We start from the raw sequence: 17,055 nt of genomic DNA on the forward strand, positions 1-17,055 counted from the left end.
TTTAATTCTAACTAATCTTTATCATTTCCACTTCTGCCAACGCACCAGCCTTGTATTTTATTTTGTTTGGCAAAAAGTAACACCCTAACTGCTCAACGTATATACGTGAGAAGAACGAGAACTCATATATATCAATCTCAGACAAAGCAAATTCAGCAGTAACAATGTAGGGGTGCTCCATTAAGCGGGGCAAATCCTTGTAGAAAGAACTAAGCAATGTATTCCACTTGTAAGGTTCACCATCTGCCGCATTTACATTTTCTACGACAAATCTATCCCCTCCTACTGTTGTAACAATAGCTTTTACTGGTAACTTCTTACGTAAGAATATATGCCATCTTCCTGTTTTCTCTTTATATTCTACTTTTACCTGTCCGTTCTCCACTTTTTCCTCTTTTGCAAAAAACTCCATACGCTCCAACTCTACGTTGTTTATTGCGAGCCTTTTGTTTTTATGAGCGTAAAATCCGACAGCAAAATCCTTTCTATCTACCAAGGTTTCGTCTTCAAAAAATAATCTTCCATCCCAATCCTCTTGTATGTGTGCGTTGTTGTCGTCATACTTTTTATACAGAAAATTATTCTTCTTAGCGTAATTCTGTGAGTGGAATTTAACCTCTTTCACTTTTACGAACTTTCCTGTCCAATTCAAAACATTATCAGTGTTTACACGCTCAGAGAGTGTATAGAACCAATACTCTCCCGTTTTACTGTTATACATCGGGGTTATTGAAAATATTTTAAACACATTTCTGAACAAATCTATAAGCGAAAAATCACTCACCAACGTTTGTAAATCATTGTTCTGCGCCAGCCTTTCAATCTTAAATGTAACCCCCTCAACCTCTACTGCTCCGTGTCTTCCAGCTCTCATTGATAAGAATATTTCGTCTCCTTTTTGTCCATATATATCAAACTGATAACTCATATCCTCCCAAGTATGCCCATTATAAATATTCAAATCATCTTCTTTACCTCCTAATGAAGAGCTGAGTATCCCAAACCAAGCGTGCTCATCTACAATTCCGTGCACTTTCTTGATATTTATTTTCACACGGTAATAACCATTGTTTAAAATTTTGTAAGGAAATACAGTAGGTGAATAAACCCCCTGATATAACTGTATTCCATACCCATTACCATCTGATTTGGACGGGAATCCCCAAAGGTTATATCTTGGTGCTGTGTATATTTTAAATCTTTCATTATTGGTTGCCGTAAAAGTATCTTCCTGCTTCTCTTCATACTTAATGTTAGATGAGCATATGTAACTCATTTTAAAAGTGTCATCTTCTAAGAAGTCGCCTTTAAAACTAAATCCTCCTTCTTGTGCAACCAATTTAAATATTCTTCGCAAACTTATAGAAAGAGGAGACCTCTGTATATTCCATAATATACCATTACTGCCGAGGTCACTTACACTGTCGTCGCCATAGTCAGCGAGTAAGTACATTGTGTTATCTATTATACCGTTCTCGTGGCTATTTGTCACCCACCAAGAACTCTTAGAGCTTCCGCCATCTAATAACTCCTTCAATCCTTTAATATCTCTATTCTGTAAGAATTGATATAGCTTCTTGCTACTCTCTTTAAACTCAAAGATAAAGTAATTACCTCGTGAGCCTATCAAGTACCCTTGCCCTCCTTGCACTATTGGAATACCATTAACATAGTAATCCACATTATATTGCTTATACGCCCCCTTATCTTCAATTGTAGGCACATCTGCAAATCCAAATATAGAGCGATTGCCAGATGTTATTGGCAAATATATTGTCTCAGAATACGATACCTCCCTTGTGTCAAAATCAAACATATCATTCACTTGTAATGTGTAAGTGAATGCTTTTTGTTCTAATTCTGCCTCTACTCCATCTATTATTAATGTTATCATATGTTTGTTGATGTTCTCATTGGTTCAAATTCTATTGTCACTGTAAATGGGTGCGTGTCTTGTGAATTCACATCAAACTTATATGAACCTTCTTGTACCATTACTCGCTCCCATTCCTTACCGTACTTATCTCCTATGTATAAGTATACATAACGACTCTTTAACAGCCCCTGCAACTCTTCCACCTCCTCGCTCATTACTGCTATATCGCTATGTAGTGTCCACGTCTTCGTTGCTGTCACGCCAAAAGGTCTAATAAGCGGGTAATCAAAATCTGTCTTGTACCCCTTTAAGAAACTGCCTAATGACTTTGTTTTGATTTCTTCCTTGTAATTGGGAGAAAATAGCCAACTACTCACACTGCCCGCTTCGTTTTGCCAAGCTAAATAGACTCCACACTCTTCATCTATTACCCTGTTAATAATATTATATGAATTATAAAGATAAGAACGAAGCTCTGATATTACCTTTGCTTTTTCTTTGTTGTTCTCATCTTCTACTACAATATAATCTATTGGGGGAGGAAAGTTTTTAAAATAGGTTGTATACGCTTTAATTGGATTCCCGTTTGCTTCGGAGAAACGTCTAAATATACGAGTACCCTTCTGCTGTGGCAATACATTCCATACTGTGAAAGTAGCAGGATATAAGGTATATTCATTTTTTACTACCAACTTGTTACCGGTGTTATCTAACAGAAATACATTCTGCTTCTTCTGATAGTCGTAATACTCTGCCGAAGCCTCTACCTTTATTCTATGTATTTGTGCTATATCTCTTAAATCTCTTATTTTATTTTCGTCGCTCCCGTAGTCACCTTTGAATAAATCCTTAAATATGGCATCGGCATTTATATTTACACTTGCAAAGACACCATCATAAGTATAATTTACTCTCATATCTACACGCTTCTCATAAGCGTAACCAGAAAATAGGAATGTATTATACTTAAATGTCAAGTGTACCACACATTTATATTGCATTTTCTTGTTTTCTTCATCTGAAAATGATACTTGCAATGGAATGCCGCTAAACGCTCCTGCAAAATTCCCTAAACTTCCTAATTCCATTATTTCATTTCGTTTAAAAAGTTAATAATCTCACTTGTGAAAGTAGCCAGGTACTTATACCCTACCTTCTCTATTATCTGTTGTACCCTCTCAGGTGTTATCACAGCGTCAATAAATGGGGGTTGTTCGCCTCCTTTAAATCTCTTAGTGCCCTCTCGTGCTATCTTCTTGGCAATCGCCCACGCCAGCGAGGTAGTGCTCATCTTATCCTTTATAGGCTCTAATCCTCTTGCCAATATCCAACGCTCAATGGCTTGTATGGGTGGCATTCGCCCATCCTTGCGCCCGTGTTGCATATAGTAGGTGTAATCCATTCCTGTAATTACGCCACGCAAACCGCCCGTAGTAGTTGTAGTCTTCACTTCGAGTGTGTGCTCCCACATTCCACTTGCTCGCATACCAAGTTCTTTATACTTAGCAATAAGGTCAAGTTTTAAGGCTTCCAATTCCTCTTGTAATATCTTAACAGCCTCTTCCATATTCTTTATTCGCTACTAATTTGGAAAGAAACGAGTACACCATCGAAGTTATTATCGTACAAGTTGATAACCTCAACCATTCGCCAGCCTTCAATTGTATAATCACCGCAAAAGGCTTTGGCAATCTTCATTACCTCCTCTTTACAAGGCTTAATATACTGCTCATACTTACCTTCTACTTGTTCGTTTTCGCTCTGTGAATTATACACTCTGTCAAAGTCCGAGTGTTTCAAAAGCATAAAACGCCCGTTATAGATGTGCTTCGTTGGTTCAGCGTAATCATCAAACGTTACACTCTCTTCTAACGGGTCGAGAAAGAAGTAATAATCCTTACCCGCTACGGTCTCTAAATTATGAAAGTCTGAACGCCCATAATCAAAGTGCCAGCCGTTACTCGTGGCTATCTGTTGTAAAATCTCTTTCATTCTCTATAAAGCAATCTATTAACACTAAAACGTTATTGTAAGAATCAACAACTCCTTTAAGTTTCTCTTTTGTTAATTCATCTTTTTTGCCTAAATTCATAGAATTTTGATAAGCGCAATTTGCGTCTTCTTGTAGCAATTTTATTATTTTTCGTAATAAGTTTATTTTTTTCATATTATTACTTATTAATAATTATCTTCTGAAATCTATTCTGTATATTCGCTTGTGCTGCTCTATACCACAGGATATAATGCACTTCCAAGTAATTTAATTTCTCAATATCATTGTACCTAAGAATATCACCCCCTGCGAGGCTATCTATCATTGGCAAATCGCCGAACTGCTCTAACTCTTTAACTCCTGCTTGTTGTAGTTTAATGTCGTGCTCAGTAGGTTCGGTATTCCAATGCTCTTGTTCCATTCTCATTACTCTTTCTGCTTCCAAGGTAAGAAATCGCAAACAGCCATAAAAGCGAAATACATTCATTCGCAAAGGCTCTTCCTTATATACCATTCGTACCACGTCTAATTTATCTATGCTATCTAAGCTCATCGCTTGCCTCTTGATACTGTTCACCTCGCCAAATGTCAATTCGGTAATGCTCTCTTTTACCCCGTGTGTGTGTTTCTTAAACCAACGCCTACTCGTGTAGTTCGGTATTGGCTTTAATATTTTCAAAGCAGGCAAAAGTTCTTTCTGCTTTTCTTCGGACAATTGTAGAAATTCGTAAAGTGTCATTTGTAATTGTTAAATAAGTTTGCTCGCATAATATATGATATTGCCAATTATTATTGTTACAGCCAACCAAGCGCATATTTCACCTTTGGTCCTGTTTTCTTCTACATTTTGAACTGCTATAATCGACAAGATTAAAGCAATCGCCATAGAAGTAAAGTAAATTAAAATAATATTCATCTTCTAAATATAGGTTTAAACGTTCTCTTAGGTTTCAAGTCAAAGTATTCACGCATTAGTAACATATCGCGATAGTCGGGGCTTCGTCCTATGGCTTGCTTCACCGTGTCTTTGTTAATTACAGATAACTTTTGTCCGTCCTTGTTGTCGCTTTTGATTTGTTCAATTTCTTCAATTATCATCTCCTTGGTGCGCTCTGACACCTCAGCACTAATGTATATACCATTACTATTAATGCGCTCGGCTAACTTGTACAAGCATTGCGTCTGCAAGTTCTTGTAATTGGTAGGTTGCCCATTCTCTTCAAAGGGGGTGCTGTTATTCTTAAAGCCTACAATACCCGTGTTGTCTACCACTCCACCTCCTACGCCGTCCTCATCGGCAATACAATTTCCCTTGGGTATATTATACTTCATTCGTAGCGTATTGATGAGTGCTTGTATCTCGGTAGTTGCCGAAGTTGCCAGTGTATACACTTCTATCAACTCCCAGCCTCGCCATACGCCTATTACGCACAAGTCTGAGCCAAAGCGGGCAATATCGGCTGTTAGGTACGTCGTGCTTTCCTTGGGTAATTGGTCATTATTGAATATCGCTAATATCTTATCGTAATCACACAATGCATTCGGGTCATCGTCGTATTCCCATAGCCCATTCAGTAGCCGTTGCTTCTCTGCGCCTCTTAGGGTATTCTCCAAGTTCTGAATGTATTCCTTGGATAACATCTTATTATCATACGGCAGAGCCTGAATGAATGCCCTTCTCTTGTTGAGCGTACCCTCCTTGTAGGGGGTGTAAAATTCCTTATATAGGAAATTCTTGGAAGGGTTGGCGGTTATCAGTAATTTGCCTTTCAAATTATATTCTCTATTCTTCCACCTCCCAATAGATATTTTCAAGTTAGAATAACTGTCATAATCGAACTCCCCACCCTCTTCTATCCACCCACGTGTAAATTGCATTGAGCCTAACCTCTGATATTGCGGGTCACTCGGCAAGTACTTACAATCTAATAGCAATACTCGTGAGCCGTTATATAATTCAAAGTAATTATCCTGCCCGTTGTACTTCCACGCTTCTTGTGGTATGCCCCAGCCGTTCAGCACCTCGTGAATGCTCGGTATTGTAAAGCGTCGCAAGTCGTTCAATTGCTTACGGGCAATGAAATACTGAGTGCCTGCATACATTAGGGCGTCGGCTAATATCAATGAGCAACCTATGAACGACTTACCCCCACCTTTTGCTCCTCCGTATAGAATTTCGTCAATATCATCATTAGCCCACGCTCGCCCGCATTCCTTCTGCTTGTCGTTTCCGTTGCTGTTAAATTCAAGTACCACATTCTTCATTGCTACTTAATAATTATCCCTGTTACTTGGAAATTGTTAAGGTCTTTACCGTCTTTCCCGGTCAATTCTTGTTTTTCGCACCAATTATGCTTATTAATTAGTACGAATTTGGTCATCGCTGCATTCAATCTGTCTGCCGTGCCGAATTTTTGTAATTTAAGTTCCTGAATTTTGTTTGCTTTTTCTAATAGCTTGAAAAACGAAGGAAATTTACTTCTTAAATATGTTACTATTTCTGGATACAAATCTTTTTCAATTATCAAAAACTCTTCATAAAATATATTTCCCTTATCATTGCCTTCACTATCCTTTTCTTTTAGCCACTCAATAAGTTCATTTCCCAATTGCAATGCTCTTTCTTCTGTCCACTTTTCAGAAGGCTGGTATTCTGGTGAGAATAATTTACCATTAAGTCTTTTTATTTTATTATTATTTTTGCTTTCTGTTTTCATATCATTTTATTTTAAATGTTATTAATCCACTCCGTGTGGAAATCGTAAAGACTTTTGTTTTGAGTGAATGAATATTGTTCAATTCGTGAGTTATTGGAGAGGTTACCACTACCCTCAATTACATAGTATTTGTTATCTTCTGTTTTTGCGCAAATTATCTTGGTGTGGTTATTCTCTATTTTAATTTTGAAAGTATTGCTCTCGTATTGCTTCATTAGGTTGTATGCGTCAGGGCATAATTTTGGAAATCCATCATTAACTAATAGTGTTATGTTAGTAATGAGTTTATTATCTTTCAAATTCTTTAATTCCTGAATAACTTTTTTGCCAATGCGATAAAACGCAATGGTTAGGTCTGTTATTTTGTTCTTATGAAGTAATAATAAAATAAAATCAAACGAGTTAATATTCTTTCGAGTGACAATTCTGTAATCTTCATTATCGTTAGGAATGCCCGCTATTTGATTAATTTTATTTATTGCTTGAAAAAAAACAGTTTGATTTGACAAAACAATACTACCTGCTTTAAAGTTTGAGTTTTCAGTAACAAACTTATCAGCAAGTATTGATTTTGATTTTCTATTTTGTCGTATTGGTTTAAACATATAATTTAACAGTGTTTTTTGTATATAATTTTCTTGAATTATTGTATTTTGCTATTTCTGTATTTGATTTTCAATAATTTGTTGAAACTCCTCAAAGGAGTAGCATACAGCGTAGGTATGCCCTAATGTGGTTGCTTTCTTCTGAAAGTCTTTTTGGTGTTCAGTTTGGCGATTGCCTTTTACTTTCATCTCAATATATAGGCTCTTACCCTGAGGGAGCATAACTACCAAATCAGCCACCCCCGCCAATACGCCTTCTGATTTTAGACGCTGTGCCTCACGCACATTGCGACTTCCCCCATTAGGTACAGCATAGATTACAAGGTGCGGATATTGGTATCTGAACCAACGCACACAGGAGGCTTGCAATGTACTTTCTTGAAGTTTCATAATTATTCAAAATTCGTAGTGCAAAGGTATAAAACATATTAAACAATTCCTAATATTTTTTGATATAATTATTTGGTAATCAGATACTTATTTGTATTTTAAGCTAAACAAAAATACTTGCAAAAATTCAAACGTTTGAATATCAAAATGTCTAAAAACAAAAAAGACGAGCAAATGCCCGTCTTGTTGGTGAAAAATATTTTGTTATATTTATAACATTTCTATTTTTCTGAGTTTTTCGATGTAGAAATCACGAAGTCGTTGGTAATCTTCCTCAGTGAATTTGTTATCTCTTAATCGTAGTCGCTTGTGCGTCGCTGTTGATACGCTCTTCTGTATCGCTCGTGCTACCTTGCTATCAGATATTTCCAATTGCTGAATGATGTATATTACTTTTTCGTGTGGTGTCATAATTTTTTTTGTATCTTTGCACCCTCATTTCTAAGGGTTGTTTAAATCGTTAGAATTGTTTTAATTTTACAAGTAAGCCCCTAATGTAGTGTTAGGGGCTTTTTTTGCAAAATGTTATATTACTTCTTCTTCATATACCACCTCACCAGTTTCATTACAAACGACTTGCACTATACCCCCCTTGTAGTCTTCGAAGTAGCTGTGATTAGTTCCATTGAATGATTGAATGTAGTTCTTACAATATTCTAATGTAGCCTCGAAGCCTTTATCGTTAGAATTATTATCGTCGTTGAATACTACATTGTATGTCTTCTCTGATATAGCTTGTAATATATCATTTTTTTGAAAATCTTCAAAGTAGGTAATGATTATATCATTGCCTTTTACTTCATAATCACGGGTATCTAAGTTGTCTTCTACCCAGTTTAAGTTGTGTTCGTTGTTTTCGATTGTGAATGTTTTTGTTCTCATTTTTCTTTTAATTTTAAATGTTAATATTAATGTTAATTTTACAAGTTTACAAATTCGGTTGCACTCTCTAAGGTGAACTTCTTAGAGTAGTACTCTTTAGAGTATTTTTTATTCTTTTTTACAAAAGTGTAATAATCTTTTAAAAGTTTTTTGTTTGATTTTACAAAATCAAGTACTTCTTGGCTTGCTTCTTTGTTAGCGTTCAATTTTGCTTTACTTGCTTCTGCTTTGGCTTTCGCTCTTCTTTCTCTTACTTCTAATTCTGCTTGTAACTTAGCGACGTATTCAGCATTCTTCTGTAATTCGTAAGCAATTACCCACATTTGTTTTTCACTGAAAAAATCTTTTAAATTTTCAGTCAAGATTTTGAATGCCAAAGAGTCCTTAGACACATATTGTACTAACTCTCTTCTGCTGTAAGCTGCTGCTTGTCTGCTACTTTCTTCTACGAAATCACCTATTGAGCTGATAGTTGATACGTTTGGGTTGATGTAAGATGCTTCGTTGTAGATGTCTTTAATTGTAACTTTCATTTTCTTTGAGTTTTTAATGTTAAAAATTGTTCTTGCTTTAATTTTACACGACAAAGATACGGCAATAATTTTAATTGCGCAAGTTTTTCGCATATTTTTTTCATTTTATTTTGTTATATCTGTAACAAAAACGTGTAACTGCTATATAATCAATGTTTTATATACAATATTTTTTGCAAAAAAAAGAGACAAAGAATGAAAAAATGTCTTTGCCTCTCAATTTTTTTGTAAAATTAATCAAATCATTTAATGTTATTACCAAATTCCTTATGTACTTCAATTAGCTTCATTACCAGTCCTTCTCGTGCTTTCTCGTACTTTTTTGCAAAGTGGCTAAACGTGTGCCCCTCCTTAATATCCAAGTGGTAGAAAGCACATTGCGTACCGATGTTAATATCCTTGAAGGTAATCTTGTAGCCACGTGCTCTGAACCAATCAAAGACATCTGTCCAAGTAGGAAGAGAAGTACATTTCTTATCTCTATTAAAGTTTTCTTCTTTAAATGCAGATATATAAAAATGTAAATATCCTTGAGCTTCTCCTTCATCATAGTAACTATTTGTTTCTATTGTAACATCAAAGTCGTTTTCGTAATAATGAAATAATGTAGGCTCATCAAAACCTATACCTTTAAGTTGTAAGGCTGTATCCAAAGGGACAAGCCAAGTGGGGTAGTCGTTATTTTTCATCTTTGATAAATTTTCCGTTAATAATTCTTCCTGTTCTGTCTTTGATTTTGTTGTAAGCGAAGTTCAGGCAGGCTTCTAAGGTTGTGCCTTCCAAATGAGCAATACCGTTGAGATAGTGTAGAATACTAAATACTCTAAGTCCGCTTGGTTTAGATATTTCTTTGCCTTCATCCCACACATAAAGGCTTATCAATCTACCTAAAGCGTTATGAGCGTTCATTACGTATGAGATGGTATAATAACCTGTTACGGATATATCAACCGCTTGCTTAATATACTTTATAGCATCCAATTCTATAAAGTAACAATAGTTAATCAGTGTTACTATTACATCGCCAATAGCGTCCTGAATAGCAGACTTGTCGTTATCATAACACGCCTTGATAAGTTCGCCTACTTCCTCGTGTGTTTTGATGAGTTCATCAAATGGCGTTAGTTGTTCATAGATTTTTCTTTCTTTTGCCCACTCTTGGATAAGAGGGACGAGTTCTTGGGTTGTTCTCATTTTCTTTGTGATTTTAAGGTTATTAGTCAATTTCTACTTCGTATGCCCAATCCATAGCATCATTTTCTCTTATGTTGTAAGCAAGCCAATCAAACGCTTCTGGATACTTGCTACTTTCACAATCTTCAACAGAAAATCCATAATCTGCCATCTTATCTAATTGTTCAAATACTTCATCGGAGACTTCTACATCTCCTAAACCTACGGTATAGGTTACTTTTACATATAAATTTTTAATTGTTCTCATTTTTTTTGATTTTTTTTAGTTATTAATTCCTCTCTCATTCCCATACAATAGGAGCGGTAATTGATGTTAGACTCGTGTGTTAGTACATAGTCGTACCATTGCAGTATCTTGCCATTCGGCTTGTCGTGTTTCATATCGAAGTATATATCCTCGATATTGAAGAAGTAATCGGATAGGCATATAATACCTCCCCCTACATCGTAATTATCGAATTCAAATTGTAGGTCTTGCTTGTCGCAAAATTCCTTGATGAGATTACGTGCAGCGTACTCGAATAACTCCACTGCTTCTTGTTCTTGTGGTGATTGTTTTTTCATTGTTCTGTAATTTTTATGCTTTCAGTAATGTTTTTTACAAGTCTTTCCGTGTTTTCTGTGAGCTTGTTAGAGATGAGTTTTATTATCTCTAACGAAAGTTCTGTATCTACATTTAATGTAAACTCTTCTCTAAGGTCATTTGTGAATGTTACACTCCCCTCGTATCTGTCTTTTTGTTTTTCGGATTCTTTTTCCCAAGAATGACCGCGTTCAAATTCTAATGAAAATTTTCTTAGTTTAAAATTCTTATTGCTGTTTTGTTCTTCCATTGTTGTTTCATTGCTTATTAGTTAATAATTCTGAAAGCTCCTTGCCCTGCGTAATGAGGTAGTTGTAGAAGAATTTCAAAGTATCTTCCTTCTTAAAGCTACTTAGTTTACCCTCAGGGTCGCTTATTCCCTTCTGATATTGTTCTAACAGTGCCTTAATAGCACTAAACTCCTTCTTACCCTTAGCCTTCGTCTGCTCTTGTCGAAGTCGCTTCTCGGTCTCTGCTCTCATTAGTTGCTTATCCTTTTCGGTAAGTGTAGCGAAGTAAGGTTGTAATATACCTCGCTGATAGAGTGTGTCATAGATAGGCACGGATAGTATAGGCAATTCCTTTGTTTCCTTGTACTCCTCAAAATGCTCATTGAGCCAACGAATTACGTTTTTTTCTTTTTCCTCTTCTGTCATCGTGTTTTGATTTTCTGGTAGTAATTGTGAAATGTTAATGTTATGTACTCGCTGAGTGTCTTGCAACCACTGGCGATATCTTCCCAAAACCTTGCAGACGTAGGACACGTCAAAAAACTGATAGTGGTCGGTTACGTCGCCAAATTCCCCGCTTCTGTCCATTTGAAAAGCCTTGTATATCTCCTGAAAAGAAAGCCCCGAAAAACGGCTAAAAACGGCGTTCCATATTTCCTGCTTTTGCAAAGGGTCAATCTCCCCTTTTAGTCCCACAAGAGTAGCAATGCGAGTAAATACCATTCCGAATGTTGGGGCTATTACTTCACGGTCAAGTTCTCTAAGGCGTGGGTATTCGTGCCCTCTCTTCGCTATTGCCAAAGGTGTGAGTTCCCCAGCCTTGCATATTATTTCTAATGTTATCGGCTGTTTGGCGACCGGCATAAAACCGTTGTTTATCGCTTGTGGATTGTTGCTGTTGTCCGTTTGTAATGATTTTTCCATTTTCATCTAAGATTATTTGATTGTTAGCGGTTTGTTGAGGTATTTGGTCTGCTTGTAACCAACTCGCCTCAAAACCTTTCCATTGCTTCTGTACTACCCTTTCAAGGATAGCATTCTTGTCTTGCCCTGTTTTCCTGACTTGTTCAATGAAAGTTTTAAATGCAAGTTCGCTGTTTATAGCTTTCTTCGCCTTGCGTATTTTTAACCACTCGTCTACAAGCTCGGGGGCAAAACCTTCCGCAAGCATTGCTTTTTTGAAATTGAAAGGAGGGGGGGCGGGCGCAACTTGGGGGGAGGTTTCTTTTTCAGCATTTAAAGGCTGTTCTTTTTTTTCTTCCTCGCCAAAGTCCACACACACGCTTTTTTGTTTCTTTTTTTCTAAAAAAGAAATATCATTAACATTATCATTTACATTAACATTAAGGGGGCTTTTGCTTTTTTTGCTTTTTTCAAAAACCAATTGGTTTTTTTGCTTTTCTTTGCTTTCTTCTAAGTCTTTGTTTTTCAGCGGTCTACCTCCTTTCGCTCCTGCCTCTTTTCTCTTTTCTTTAATTGATATATACTTTTGCGTATCCCTATCAATTGTTTGTTTTACAAATCCGAATGCTACTTTTGCAAGTGGTTTTAGCTCAATTAAGTTACCGTATATGGCATATTCCGCAATAGCCTGATAAACTTCCAACTGAACCTCACTTGGCAAATCCCGAATAACATTCAACCAATCCTTGTAAAAAACAAATGTATCTCGTTCCATAGTGTAGATATTTTATTTTTAAAAACACCCCCTCACCCTCGACAAGCAAGGGGGTGAAAAATGAATGAGTTATTAAATTGCTTTTTTCTGTTCAGCTTCTGCTTCTGCCTCCTCTATAAGGTCGAAAAGTGTAGGCATACTTACCTTTTGAGCCGCCGCTTCACAATAAGCTGCTCCGTCCAAAAAGTACTGAGGGTTTAACTCGAAACCTATCCCATAACGACCTTTAAGCACAGCCCTATATGGCACTGTCATTAGTCCTCCAAAAGGGTCTAATACTACATCGCCCTTATTGCTCATCTGTTCTATAATTCTATCAGCAATATCAAACTGCATTGGGCAAAGATGCATCTCTTTCCCTTTGCTCCACTGTGAGCCGTTAAGGGTAAGCATACGTGTAACATCAGTCCACACTTCATCACTCCAGCTTTGAGGTTGTAATAGCATAAATGAGGTAGGAAGTTTGCCGTGAAGGTCTAATGTTTCAGCAATCTTAACATTAAAATCGTGGTTGTAGACTGTTTCCAATGAAAAACGCTTATACTCTTTAAATATACTGTCGTGAGGAAGTTTAGCCAATTCTTCAGGCATTAAACAGCGGTTACCTGAGGAGCGTGTAAACCCGTGAGCGTCTATCTGCCACTTAGCACGTGTGTAGTCTTTCTTGCTCTTAATTACAGGCTCATCAGCATAAGCGTTAGTTTTATCGGTTGCAGGTTTTCTGAATAGTAAGAGATATTCGGGCATTCCTACACCCATCTTAGTACCGTCCTTGCATTGTTCACTCCACCCTAAGCGGTAGGTTTGATTATTCTCACGAACCACATCAGTAACAATTGTTTTCATACCCATATAGGCAAACCCGTGCTTGGTGTAGTGCTGTATGCAATCTACGTGAAAAGGGTAAACAGTTTGCACGCCCATTCCTGATAGCCCCATTGGTACGATACGGTCTTTTACGTGTATAGCCGCTATTCTGCCAGGTTGCAATACTCTGAATAAGTTAGGGGTAAGGTAGTCCATTTGCTTGAAAAACTCCTCATTGCTTTCAGAATGCCCAAAGTCGGCGTAATTAGGTGAGTACTCGTATTGGGTGCTGAAGGGTATTGAGGTAAGGATAAGCCCTACACTGTTGTCTTTTAGTGCGTGCGGGTTTTCGTTAGGATTGAGTTCTACTACATTGTCGTTGTTTACGATATGGTAGTAATTATTCTTAATTTCAATACGCTCCACGCCTATTTTGCGCGTAAGTACTTGCGCCATTTCAGAATGAGAAAGTCCGTATTTTTTAATGATTTCAGTCATATTCTTTACTAATTTGTTATGGTTTTTCCACTTGTTTTCTAAGGTTTTACGCACGTTGCGTTCGGCTTCGGTATAGATTAAATCTACTCGTACCACGTTCTTCTGTAGGAAGCGTTGCAGGCGGTGTATAGATTGTATAAAGTCGTTGAACTTATAACCTATCCCTAAGTATATTGCCCAACTGCAATATCGTTGAAAATTACACCCTGAGCCTGCTATTACGGGCTTTGCTCCTAACTCTTGTAACTCGCCATAAGAAAATGCTCTGATAATTTCTTCACGCTTTTCAAAGTCCTGAGAGCCATATATTGATTTTATCGTTGGGATAGCCTTCTCAATTGACTTACGCTCGCTCTCTAAATCGTGCCATATTACACGATGTGCTTCTGGGTCTTCCGCACGGAGTTCTAACATTTTAGCGATACGGTCATCTAACGACTCTCGCTTCTCTTGTGCCGATTGTTGCAAACCAAGAGCAGTGTCCTTAAACAACTTTCCTTGTCCGTCTTTCTCTACCCCCGCGTTTTCGTGGTTAGTAGGTATTTCGTGCCAACGCAAATCTAATTCAGGGAGTATGTAGCCCATATCGTCTGCTTCGTTTTGGGTAATATCAGAAGGTTTTGTAACGAAAAGCCCCCAAGAAGATACCCATAACCAAAACTCCTCTTCTTTATGAGCGTGCAAAGTGAGTTTATCAGCCTTAGTACTATCGCGTTTAAAGAAGCGCGTTTTGGCTTGTGATACGTCCATTACCCCTAAGAAGTCGGCATAAGCCAATAACTCTATATAATCATTAGGAGAGGGAGTAGCTGTGGCTACAAATCGGTATTTGATGTTGTCCGCTCCTCTGCGCTGTTGCATTGGCCCGGCGTCACCTGTAAATAACCTCATAAACTCACGGAACGTTTTAGAGCCTCCCAATCCTCTGAGGATACTTGCCTCATCAAGGCTTGCCACTTGAAAGTGTCGAGGGTCTAATTTGCCATCTCTGATACTCTCATAATTGGTTAGGTAGATACCGTCCTTATCGTCTGTTTCCTCAATACGGCGTATAAATTTAGGGGCTATCTCCCAACCGAGAATGTTCTTAGCGTCTTCGACAAACTCTTGTCGTACGGATAGCGGGCAAACTATTAGCCCTTTGCCCCCTCCCAACTTTTGAAGGACTACCCTAACAGCTTCGAGCTGGGTAACGGTCTTGTGAAGCCCAAAAGAAGCAAAACAAGCACGCCTACCGCCTTCGACCATCCACTTTACCATAAGGCGATTGTGGGGCTTCATTCGTGGGTTAATCTCATCAAGTGAGCATTCAAACCCTTGCTTAGGAGCAATTTTGATTTTGTTCTTTAAAAATTCTTGATACTCATTCATTTTGATTTGAAATTAGAGATTTGATAAAGATTGCCGCGCGCTCAATCTCCTTTCAAATCGGTTTGTTAATTTAGCCCCCGCTCACGGCTCGAACGTGAGTGCTTGCCTATCGGGGTGCACAATGGAAAAATTACAACTATTTTATACCTAAACTTGTGATGAATTGCCTGCCCTTCTCTGTCCACACCATAGATTGAGATGTTTTAGGCTCTCCCGTCTTGGTGTCAAAGTAAGGCGTTATACGCATATCTGTATATCCTTTGTCCTGATATCGGTGCGTTAAGAACCATTGACCACTTTGAAAAAATTGAATTTTCATCTCTTTGAGCTTTTGGTTCAACGCCTGTGCGCTCATTCCTAAATCTTTCGCTATTTGTGTAGTGGTAAATGTGCTTGTACTCTGTAATACCTCATCCGTATATTGAGCCTTTGGAACGAGATACTTTATTTTTTCCTCTTGTAGTTCCACCTTGCTTTCAAGCATTTGTATGTTCTGTTTGCTTGCTTCCAATCTCTTTTGCAGAATATTCATAGCGTTATAAATAGCCTCGTCCTCATTGGATATAGTCGCTACTCCATTTCTTAGGAGTTCTTCTATCTTTTCGTCTACCCAAATAGCAAAATCGGGGCTTAATTTCTGTACCACTCGCAAGGCTACCTTTTGGTGCGCCCAAGTGCCATTGGTTCCAGCTATACCCCCTCGCTTAACTATCAGTAAATCAGCCAAACTATAATTTTTTAGTTTGCTAAGTCTTTCTATATACTCTTGAATTTCAAGGCTGTTTACTATCGTTGTTAAATTCTTCTCAGGAAAAGCTTTTGCCACATCTGTAAGATTTACCATTACATCACCATTTCCAAGTTGGAAAGTGATGTTATTCCCATTGTAGTTATAAACTTGATTATTCATTTTTTAATAATATTTTCCTTGTAAGTTATTCACTTGCTTTTCTATCTCATTAAGGTACGCTAAATCATCAGGTGTTGGTAGGTATATCCCCGCTTCCTTACTGGCATAATCTCTGAAATTATCAATGGCGGTTGTCATCTCCTTCGTGTCTAAATTCGCTGTACTTCGCCACGCTTCTCTTATCTCACCCGTTTTTCGGTTAGCGTATTCAGTTCTGAATATCTGAGGGTTTACTATCTTCTTGAATATCTCTTGCTTTACGTATTCAGGAGTCTCACCGTATTCAAGAGCGAACCACGCAAATAGGAGGTGAATGTAATTGTTCTGAGAGTAGGTGCGTTTATGCTTCTTTTCGGTGATTTCAAAGGTCTTTTTCTTTTCGATAAGAAACGCTAAACGCTCCTTTGCCCGTTGTATATCAAACTCGTTGGTTGCGTTGAAAATCATACTTTATTGTCTTTGAAAGCAAGGCAGGAATCGAACCTGCTACTATCCCTTTTGATACTTGCTTTTTTGTTGTGTTAATTACCTAATATTAACAGTATTCAACATTCAGTTTCTTTGATTTTTCATACACAACCTCACCATCTTCAGTTACTTTACTAACGTGAAATGCGTGTCCTTGTACACTGTCAGGTTCTTCATCTTCAAGAAATTCAAATGGACTTTCTTCAAAAATATCCATTGCTTCTTCATAGCTTTCTGCTTCTACAATAGCCGTGTACTCACTTTCTTCCACGTGGCTAAATTTAATTACATACTTGTTCATTTTTTATTTATTTTAAATT

Annotated in this window: 24 protein-coding genes; all 24 read right to left on the reverse strand. The window is 37.4% G+C overall.

The genetic code is table 11. From position 1 onward, the window contains the following. Positions 1-7: 7 nt before the first annotated feature. The 24 genes from HMPREF9072_RS09190 to HMPREF9072_RS09310 all read right to left on the reverse strand — a co-directional run bounded on the left by HMPREF9072_RS09190 (position 8) and on the right by HMPREF9072_RS09310 (position 17,036). Positions 8-1,894, reverse strand: a complete 1,887-nt coding sequence (locus tag HMPREF9072_RS09190) for a hypothetical protein (RefSeq protein ID WP_009411450.1) — start codon at positions 1,892-1,894, stop codon at positions 8-10. After that, entirely contained in the window at positions 1,891-2,964 is a 1,074-nt protein-coding gene (locus HMPREF9072_RS09195; protein WP_009411451.1) for a hypothetical protein, read from the reverse strand. Before HMPREF9072_RS09195 ends, HMPREF9072_RS09190 begins: the two co-directional genes overlap by 4 nt. Then, on the reverse strand, positions 2,964-3,443 hold the full coding sequence (locus HMPREF9072_RS09200; RefSeq protein WP_009411452.1) for a hypothetical protein: 480 nt from the start codon (positions 3,441-3,443) through the stop codon (positions 2,964-2,966). The genes HMPREF9072_RS09195 and HMPREF9072_RS09200 overlap by 1 nt, the downstream gene beginning before the upstream one ends. Positions 3,444-3,448: 5 nt before the next feature. Continuing rightward, positions 3,449-3,868, reverse strand: a complete 420-nt coding sequence (locus HMPREF9072_RS09205; protein ID WP_009411453.1) for a hypothetical protein — start codon at positions 3,866-3,868, stop codon at positions 3,449-3,451. Then, positions 3,834-4,043 carry a hypothetical protein gene (locus HMPREF9072_RS09210; protein ID WP_009411454.1) on the reverse strand — a complete coding sequence of 70 codons (210 nt, stop codon included), beginning with the start codon at positions 4,041-4,043 and terminating at the stop codon, positions 3,834-3,836. Before HMPREF9072_RS09210 ends, HMPREF9072_RS09205 begins: the two co-directional genes overlap by 35 nt. Before the next feature lie 4 nt (positions 4,044-4,047). Further along, complete coding sequence (locus HMPREF9072_RS09215; RefSeq protein WP_009411455.1) at positions 4,048-4,608, reverse strand: hypothetical protein; 561 nt, start codon at positions 4,606-4,608, stop codon at positions 4,048-4,050. Positions 4,609-4,781: 173 nt separating this feature from the next. Next, positions 4,782-6,134, reverse strand: coding sequence for a phage terminase large subunit (locus HMPREF9072_RS09220; protein WP_009411457.1), 1,353 nt, complete (start codon positions 6,132-6,134; stop codon positions 4,782-4,784). 2 nt (positions 6,135-6,136) lie between these two features. Continuing rightward, on the reverse strand, positions 6,137-6,586 hold the full coding sequence (locus tag HMPREF9072_RS09225) for a hypothetical protein (protein WP_009411458.1): 450 nt from the start codon (positions 6,584-6,586) through the stop codon (positions 6,137-6,139). An 11-nt stretch (positions 6,587-6,597) separates the two neighbouring features. Beyond that, positions 6,598-7,191 (reverse strand): hypothetical protein, encoded by a 594-nt coding sequence (locus HMPREF9072_RS09230; RefSeq protein ID WP_009411459.1) that lies wholly within the window; start codon positions 7,189-7,191, stop codon positions 6,598-6,600. Positions 7,192-7,242: 51 nt separating this feature from the next. After that, positions 7,243-7,581 carry a VRR-NUC domain-containing protein gene (locus tag HMPREF9072_RS09235; protein WP_009411460.1) on the reverse strand — a complete coding sequence of 113 codons (339 nt, stop codon included), beginning with the start codon at positions 7,579-7,581 and terminating at the stop codon, positions 7,243-7,245. A 210-nt stretch (positions 7,582-7,791) separates the two neighbouring features. Continuing rightward, positions 7,792-7,992 (reverse strand): hypothetical protein, encoded by a 201-nt coding sequence (locus tag HMPREF9072_RS09240; RefSeq protein WP_009411461.1) that lies wholly within the window; start codon positions 7,990-7,992, stop codon positions 7,792-7,794. Between the two features lie 114 nt (positions 7,993-8,106). Beyond that, positions 8,107-8,463: a hypothetical protein gene (locus HMPREF9072_RS09245; protein WP_009411462.1), complete on the reverse strand. Its 357-nt coding sequence runs from the start codon at positions 8,461-8,463 to the stop codon at positions 8,107-8,109. A gap of 38 nt (positions 8,464-8,501) precedes the next feature. Next, positions 8,502-8,996 (reverse strand): hypothetical protein, encoded by a 495-nt coding sequence (locus tag HMPREF9072_RS09250; protein ID WP_034566338.1) that lies wholly within the window; start codon positions 8,994-8,996, stop codon positions 8,502-8,504. Between the two features lie 242 nt (positions 8,997-9,238). Then, on the reverse strand, positions 9,239-9,685 hold the full coding sequence (locus tag HMPREF9072_RS09260; protein ID WP_009411464.1) for a hypothetical protein: 447 nt from the start codon (positions 9,683-9,685) through the stop codon (positions 9,239-9,241). Beyond that, positions 9,675-10,190 carry a MazG-like family protein gene (locus tag HMPREF9072_RS09265; protein WP_034566341.1) on the reverse strand — a complete coding sequence of 172 codons (516 nt, stop codon included), beginning with the start codon at positions 10,188-10,190 and terminating at the stop codon, positions 9,675-9,677. Before HMPREF9072_RS09265 ends, HMPREF9072_RS09260 begins: the two co-directional genes overlap by 11 nt. Before the next feature lie 22 nt (positions 10,191-10,212). After that, positions 10,213-10,437 carry a hypothetical protein gene (locus HMPREF9072_RS09270; protein ID WP_009411466.1) on the reverse strand — a complete coding sequence of 75 codons (225 nt, stop codon included), beginning with the start codon at positions 10,435-10,437 and terminating at the stop codon, positions 10,213-10,215. Beyond that, entirely contained in the window at positions 10,434-10,754 is a 321-nt protein-coding gene (locus HMPREF9072_RS09275; protein WP_009411467.1) for a hypothetical protein, read from the reverse strand. Before HMPREF9072_RS09275 ends, HMPREF9072_RS09270 begins: the two co-directional genes overlap by 4 nt. Further along, positions 10,751-11,023 carry a hypothetical protein gene (locus HMPREF9072_RS09280; protein ID WP_009411468.1) on the reverse strand — a complete coding sequence of 91 codons (273 nt, stop codon included), beginning with the start codon at positions 11,021-11,023 and terminating at the stop codon, positions 10,751-10,753. The genes HMPREF9072_RS09275 and HMPREF9072_RS09280 overlap by 4 nt, the downstream gene beginning before the upstream one ends. A gap of 7 nt (positions 11,024-11,030) precedes the next feature. Next, on the reverse strand, positions 11,031-11,804 hold the full coding sequence (locus HMPREF9072_RS09285) for a hypothetical protein (protein WP_034566344.1): 774 nt from the start codon (positions 11,802-11,804) through the stop codon (positions 11,031-11,033). Then, on the reverse strand, positions 11,764-12,681 hold the full coding sequence (locus HMPREF9072_RS09290; protein WP_009411470.1) for a DUF6291 domain-containing protein: 918 nt from the start codon (positions 12,679-12,681) through the stop codon (positions 11,764-11,766). The genes HMPREF9072_RS09285 and HMPREF9072_RS09290 overlap by 41 nt, the downstream gene beginning before the upstream one ends. Before the next feature lie 72 nt (positions 12,682-12,753). Further along, on the reverse strand, positions 12,754-15,357 hold the full coding sequence (locus HMPREF9072_RS09295; RefSeq protein ID WP_009411471.1) for a DNA methyltransferase: 2,604 nt from the start codon (positions 15,355-15,357) through the stop codon (positions 12,754-12,756). 136 nt (positions 15,358-15,493) lie between these two features. Further along, complete coding sequence (locus tag HMPREF9072_RS09300; protein WP_009411472.1) at positions 15,494-16,267, reverse strand: phage antirepressor KilAC domain-containing protein; 774 nt, start codon at positions 16,265-16,267, stop codon at positions 15,494-15,496. 3 nt (positions 16,268-16,270) lie between these two features. Further along, complete coding sequence (locus tag HMPREF9072_RS09305) at positions 16,271-16,714, reverse strand: hypothetical protein (RefSeq protein ID WP_009411473.1); 444 nt, start codon at positions 16,712-16,714, stop codon at positions 16,271-16,273. Between the two features lie 88 nt (positions 16,715-16,802). Continuing rightward, a complete protein-coding gene (locus tag HMPREF9072_RS09310) occupies positions 16,803-17,036 on the reverse strand; it encodes a hypothetical protein (protein WP_009411474.1) in 234 nt (77 codons plus the stop codon). Between the last annotated feature and the right edge of the window lie 19 nt (positions 17,037-17,055).

This window comes from Capnocytophaga sp. oral taxon 324 str. F0483 (genome assembly GCF_000318315.2).
Taxonomy (GTDB): domain Bacteria; phylum Bacteroidota; class Bacteroidia; order Flavobacteriales; family Flavobacteriaceae; genus Capnocytophaga; species Capnocytophaga ochracea.

Coding starts and splice junctions, on each gene's coding strand:
- HMPREF9072_RS09190 (WP_009411450.1), bottom strand. CDS start 1,894: ATGATAACATTAATAATAGATGGAGTAGAGGCAGAATTAGAACAAAAA.
- HMPREF9072_RS09195 (WP_009411451.1), bottom strand. CDS start 2,964: ATGGAATTAGGAAGTTTAGGGAATTTTGCAGGAGCGTTTAGCGGCATT.
- HMPREF9072_RS09200 (WP_009411452.1), bottom strand. CDS start 3,443: ATGGAAGAGGCTGTTAAGATATTACAAGAGGAATTGGAAGCCTTAAAA.
- HMPREF9072_RS09205 (WP_009411453.1), bottom strand. CDS start 3,868: ATGAAAGAGATTTTACAACAGATAGCCACGAGTAACGGCTGGCACTTT.
- HMPREF9072_RS09210 (WP_009411454.1), bottom strand. CDS start 4,043: ATGAAAAAAATAAACTTATTACGAAAAATAATAAAATTGCTACAAGAA.
- HMPREF9072_RS09215 (WP_009411455.1), bottom strand. CDS start 4,608: ATGACACTTTACGAATTTCTACAATTGTCCGAAGAAAAGCAGAAAGAA.
- HMPREF9072_RS09220 (WP_009411457.1), bottom strand. CDS start 6,134: ATGAAGAATGTGGTACTTGAATTTAACAGCAACGGAAACGACAAGCAG.
- HMPREF9072_RS09225 (WP_009411458.1), bottom strand. CDS start 6,586: ATGAAAACAGAAAGCAAAAATAATAATAAAATAAAAAGACTTAATGGT.
- HMPREF9072_RS09230 (WP_009411459.1), bottom strand. CDS start 7,191: ATGTTTAAACCAATACGACAAAATAGAAAATCAAAATCAATACTTGCT.
- HMPREF9072_RS09235 (WP_009411460.1), bottom strand. CDS start 7,581: ATGAAACTTCAAGAAAGTACATTGCAAGCCTCCTGTGTGCGTTGGTTC.
- HMPREF9072_RS09240 (WP_009411461.1), bottom strand. CDS start 7,992: ATGACACCACACGAAAAAGTAATATACATCATTCAGCAATTGGAAATA.
- HMPREF9072_RS09245 (WP_009411462.1), bottom strand. CDS start 8,463: ATGAGAACAAAAACATTCACAATCGAAAACAACGAACACAACTTAAAC.
- HMPREF9072_RS09250 (WP_034566338.1), bottom strand. CDS start 8,996: ATGAAAGTTACAATTAAAGACATCTACAACGAAGCATCTTACATCAAC.
- HMPREF9072_RS09260 (WP_009411464.1), bottom strand. CDS start 9,685: ATGAAAAATAACGACTACCCCACTTGGCTTGTCCCTTTGGATACAGCC.
- HMPREF9072_RS09265 (WP_034566341.1), bottom strand. CDS start 10,190: ATGAGAACAACCCAAGAACTCGTCCCTCTTATCCAAGAGTGGGCAAAA.
- HMPREF9072_RS09270 (WP_009411466.1), bottom strand. CDS start 10,437: ATGAGAACAATTAAAAATTTATATGTAAAAGTAACCTATACCGTAGGT.
- HMPREF9072_RS09275 (WP_009411467.1), bottom strand. CDS start 10,754: ATGAAAAAACAATCACCACAAGAACAAGAAGCAGTGGAGTTATTCGAG.
- HMPREF9072_RS09280 (WP_009411468.1), bottom strand. CDS start 11,023: ATGGAAGAACAAAACAGCAATAAGAATTTTAAACTAAGAAAATTTTCA.
- HMPREF9072_RS09290 (WP_009411470.1), bottom strand. CDS start 12,681: ATGGAACGAGATACATTTGTTTTTTACAAGGATTGGTTGAATGTTATT.
- HMPREF9072_RS09295 (WP_009411471.1), bottom strand. CDS start 15,357: ATGAATGAGTATCAAGAATTTTTAAAGAACAAAATCAAAATTGCTCCT.
- HMPREF9072_RS09300 (WP_009411472.1), bottom strand. CDS start 16,267: ATGAATAATCAAGTTTATAACTACAATGGGAATAACATCACTTTCCAA.
- HMPREF9072_RS09305 (WP_009411473.1), bottom strand. CDS start 16,714: ATGATTTTCAACGCAACCAACGAGTTTGATATACAACGGGCAAAGGAG.
- HMPREF9072_RS09310 (WP_009411474.1), bottom strand. CDS start 17,036: ATGAACAAGTATGTAATTAAATTTAGCCACGTGGAAGAAAGTGAGTAC.